The 3,926-nt window shown below is 71.2% G+C and carries 5 protein-coding genes; 4 read left to right on the top strand and 1 reads right to left on the bottom strand.

The annotated features are described in order from the left end of the window. Positions 1-96: 96 nt before the first annotated feature. Positions 97-480 (bottom strand): cold-shock protein, encoded by a 384-nt coding sequence (locus tag AC2W7A_RS10195; protein WP_485991256.1) that lies wholly within the window; start codon positions 478-480, stop codon positions 97-99. 230 nt (positions 481-710) lie between these two features. Here AC2W7A_RS10195 and AC2W7A_RS10190 point away from each other — a divergent pair, with 230 nt between their 5' ends. From AC2W7A_RS10190 to AC2W7A_RS10175, 4 genes are all read left to right on the top strand, one after another. Next, positions 711-974, top strand: coding sequence for a hypothetical protein (locus AC2W7A_RS10190; protein ID WP_485991255.1), 264 nt, complete (start codon positions 711-713; stop codon positions 972-974). A 106-nt stretch (positions 975-1,080) separates the two neighbouring features. Then, positions 1,081-1,788: a response regulator transcription factor gene (locus AC2W7A_RS10185; protein WP_485991254.1), complete on the top strand. Its 708-nt coding sequence runs from the start codon at positions 1,081-1,083 to the stop codon at positions 1,786-1,788. Positions 1,789-1,905: 117 nt separating this feature from the next. Then, positions 1,906-3,474 carry a sensor histidine kinase gene (locus AC2W7A_RS10180; protein ID WP_485991257.1) on the top strand — a complete coding sequence of 523 codons (1,569 nt, stop codon included), beginning with the start codon at positions 1,906-1,908 and terminating at the stop codon, positions 3,472-3,474. 106 nt (positions 3,475-3,580) lie between these two features. Continuing rightward, positions 3,581-3,871: a WXG100 family type VII secretion target gene (locus AC2W7A_RS10175; protein ID WP_485991253.1), complete on the top strand. Its 291-nt coding sequence runs from the start codon at positions 3,581-3,583 to the stop codon at positions 3,869-3,871. The last annotated feature ends 55 nt before the right edge of the window (positions 3,872-3,926 follow it).

Genomic DNA, 3,926 nt, shown 5'->3' with positions numbered 1-3,926 from the left:
CTGCGCGGCCCCGGTTCCGCGTGCTCGGCCTCGGGCCGCGCCGCGGCGGCCCGGCTCGACGTCGACCTGTTCGGGTGCGGTCTGGTCACTCACGGCTCAGGCCTCCAGGTCGTCGGCGACGCGACGCAGCACCTGCGCCATCTTCTGCGCGTGCGCCCGCTGCGGGTACCTGCCCCGGCGCAGTCCGTTGGTGGTCTGGTCGAGCCACTTGATGAGGTCCTCCATCAGGACGGCCATCTCGTCCGGCTTGGGGCGGTGGTTGCGGACGACGGACGGCCCGGATTCCAGCACGCGCAGCGAGAGCGCCTGCTTGCCGCGGCGGCCCTCGGCGATGCCGAACTCCACGCGCGTGCCGGCGCGCAGCTCGGTGGTGCCGGCGGGCAGCGCGGACGAGGGGACGTGGACTTCCTCGCCGGAGTCGGCCTGCGCGAAACCGAATCCCTTGGCGGCGTCGTAGAACTTGATGCGTCCGGTGGGCATCGGATCACTTCCCTGCTTCAGTCGTGGCGGCGTCCCGCTACGGCCCCGGCACCGCCGCATCGGCGGCGTGCACGGTGGCCATCGTGCCGGGAGCGGGCGGGGTCCAGCGCACCGGCGCGGCGCTGCGCCGCGGCATCGGTGGGACCGTTCCTGCCACGGGGGCTCCCGTTGACGAGGGGACGTGTCTTCTCTGACGGATCAGGATACCCGGTCGGCCTACCATGGAAGGCATGTCCTCCCCCTCTGTGCAGCAGCATCCCCACCGGACGCCCGCCCCGCGGGCAGGCTCCCCGCTGCTCACCGGCGTGCTGGTCGTCGGCGTGCTGCTGACCGCGGTCTCCCTGATCGCCCTGGTGTGGCTGCTGACCGCCTACTTCGCCGGTGTGCCGAGCCACGCGGCCCTCTACGCGCTCTCCCTCTTCGGCATGCCCACCGGCTTCGCACTGCTGCTGCTCTACGTGATCCTCGCCGCGATCCGACGCTCCCGGCTCTGACGCGGACCACGCGTCCGACCACACGCCGGGGGCCTCCGAGACTCTCATCGGCCTACCCGCAGAGCGCATGCAGACAACCTCCAGGTTCCGGCCCCACACTGGACGCATGCAGAACAAGAACCCCGAAGCCCGCCTCCTCGTCGTGGACGATGAGCCGAACATCCGCGAGCTGCTCTCCACCTCCCTGCGGTTCGCCGGCTTCGACGTCGTGGCCGCCGAGAACGGCCACGACGCCCTCGCCGCAGCCGAGGAGTTCCAGCCGGACCTGGCCGTGCTGGACGTGATGCTCCCGGACATGGACGGCTTCACCGTCACCCGCCGCCTGCGCGCCGCGGGCCGCCACTTCCCCGTGGTCTTCCTCACCGCCCGTGACGGCACGGAGGACAAGGTCACCGGCCTCACCGTCGGCGGCGACGACTACGTGACGAAGCCGTTCTCCCTGGACGAGGTGGTCGCCCGCATCCGCGCCGTGCTGCGCCGCACCGCGCCAGCCGAGGACGACGCGGCCGTGCTCCGCGTGGACGACCTCGAGCTGGATGACGACGCGCACGAGGTGCGCCGCGGCGGCGACGTGGTGGACCTGTCCCCCACCGAGTTCAAGCTGCTGCGCTACCTGATGATGAACCCGAACCGCGTGCTCTCGAAGGCCCAGATCCTGGACCACGTGTGGGAGTACGACTTCAACGGGGACGCCTCGATCGTGGAGTCCTACATCTCCTACCTGCGCCGCAAGATCGACGTGGGCGAACGCGAGCGCATGATCCACACCAAGCGCGGTGTGGGCTACATGCTGCGCACCGCGGACAAGCGCTGACCGGTGTCCGGCTACCGGGCCGCCCCCGGTCCCGGGTTCCACCCGGTGACCTCGCTGCGCTTCACGTGGCAGAACTCGTCGCTGCGCAGCAAGCTCGTCGTGCTCATCACCGGGCTGATGCTGCTCACCGTGGCCGTGACCGCCGTGTTCACGGCCACGCTCTTCCGCAACGAGCTCGTGCGGCAGCTGGACGAGGACCTGCAGTCCAACCGTGACAACGTCTCGATCTACCTGACGTCCGTGGGACAGTCCGGGGGCTACTACACGCCGCCGCACTCGATCCTGCGCTTCTACGGTGAGCTCTGGGACAACGAGGGCAACCAGCTGGTGAGCACCCCGGTGGCCGCGGACATGGACGGCCCGCAGCTCGAGGGCCTGTCGGCGCACGAGGTCGCCCTGCGCGGCTCGGAGGCCTTCGAGGTCCCTGGCAGCAGCGAGAACTCGAACGGGTGGCGAGTGCGTCTCTACCGGCTGCGCAGCGGGGAGGGCACCGTGGCGGTGGCGCTGCCGCTGCGGACGGTCTCGGACTCCGTGGAGCGCGTGACCACGCTCGTGGTGACGATCGGCCTGATCTCGACCGCCGGTGCGGTGATCATCGCGAACATGGCGGTCCGGCGAGCCTTCCGCCCGCTGAACCGGGTGGAGCGGACCGCCTCCATGATCGCGGCCGGAGACCTCTCCCAGCGTGTGGAGAACGCCCCGCCGGACACCGAGGTGGGGCGGCTCTCCCGCTCCCTGAACGCCATGTTGGCGCACATCGAGTCCGCGTTCCGGGACAAGGAGCAGTCCGAGTCCACGATGCGCCGGTTCGTCCAGGACGCCTCCCATGAGCTGCGCACCCCGCTGGTGACCATCCGCGGCTTCTCCGAGCTGTACCGCCACGGCGGCATCACCAAGGAGGAGGACGTGGGCGCCGCCATGGGCCGCATCGAGTCCGAGGCGACCCGCATGCACCAGCTCGTGGAGGACCTGCTCACGCTGGCCCGGCTGGACGAGCAGCGGGCGCTGGAGCCGCAGCCCCTGGACCTGCAGATGCTGGCCATGGACGCCGTGCTGGACGCGAAGGTCAACGCCCCGGACCGCACGGTGACGCTGGTCGGTCTGGACGGGGGGCGGGCGAGCTCCGCCACGGTGCACGGGGATGAGGGGCGCATCCGCCAGGTGGTGGTCAACCTAATGACCAACGCACTGCGATACACCCCTGCCGGCACGCCGATCGAGATCGCGGTCGGCACCGTGGACGTGCTGCCGGGCTCCACGGACGAGACCGGCCGGCAGGCCAAGGGCGCCCGGGACTCGGTGATCGAGATCCGCGACCACGGCCAGGGCGTGTCCGAGGAGGACGCGAACCGCATCTTCGAACGCTTCTACCGGGCGGACAGCTCCCGCCACCGCGAGACCGGCGGCACCGGTCTGGGCCTGGCGATCGTCGCCGCGATCGTGGCCCAGCACGACGGCACCGTGCGGCTGCGCGAGACCGAGGGCGGTGGCGCCACGTTCTCCGTGCACCTGCCGTGGTCCTCCGTGGAGGACGACTTCGACGACGAGGACGACGACTTCGAGCTGGACGAGGGGCTCGAGGACTCCGCGGACGACGACGGCCGCTCCCCTGACGCCGCCGGCTCGCCGGACGGCGGCTCCCCCGATCGGGACGACCCCTCCTCCACAGGCGACCGACACGCCTGAGATGTCCACAGACGCGGATCGCGCGCGGCCGGCGACCCCGCGTGCTGTCAGCGTGGTCAGCACGACGGCATCCCGCCGCCGGACACGACCACCGAAGGAGACCGACATGACCGTCGTCCAGATCGACATCGAGGACCTGTTCGCCAAGAGCGCCGCCGTGGAGGGCTCGATCGGCCGCCTCCAGGCCGAGGTGAACGCCATGGAGGCGAACCTGCGCCAGCTGCAGGACACCTGGCGGGGCCAGGCGTCCACGAACTTCCAGACCGTGCTCACCGAGTGGCGCGGCACCCAGGCCCGGGTCGAGGAGTCCCTGGCCGGCATCCGCCGCGCCATGGACCAGGCCGGTGCCCAGTACTCGGAGGCCGAACAGGCCAACGCGGCCATGTTCCGCGTCTGAACACGGGGCCCTCCGCAGGGCCTGCGGCACCGCCGGCGGCCCGGCCAGGCGGCCC

It is taken from the genome of Micrococcus sp. LASM2_SD2, assembly GCF_057364565.1.
The sequence above is the reverse complement of the archived record's forward strand: the minus strand, read 5'-3'. Positions and strand labels throughout refer to the sequence as shown.

Bases quoted from the DNA above. Each gene is read 5' to 3' on its own strand.
- AC2W7A_RS10195 (WP_485991256.1), bottom strand. From the start codon at position 480: ATGCCCACCGGACGCATCAAGTTCTACGACGCCGCCAAGGGATTCGGT.
- AC2W7A_RS10190 (WP_485991255.1), top strand. From the start codon at position 711: ATGTCCTCCCCCTCTGTGCAGCAGCATCCCCACCGGACGCCCGCCCCG.
- AC2W7A_RS10185 (WP_485991254.1), top strand. From the start codon at position 1,081: ATGCAGAACAAGAACCCCGAAGCCCGCCTCCTCGTCGTGGACGATGAG.
- AC2W7A_RS10180 (WP_485991257.1), top strand. From the start codon at position 1,906: ATGCTGCTCACCGTGGCCGTGACCGCCGTGTTCACGGCCACGCTCTTC.
- AC2W7A_RS10175 (WP_485991253.1), top strand. From the start codon at position 3,581: ATGACCGTCGTCCAGATCGACATCGAGGACCTGTTCGCCAAGAGCGCC.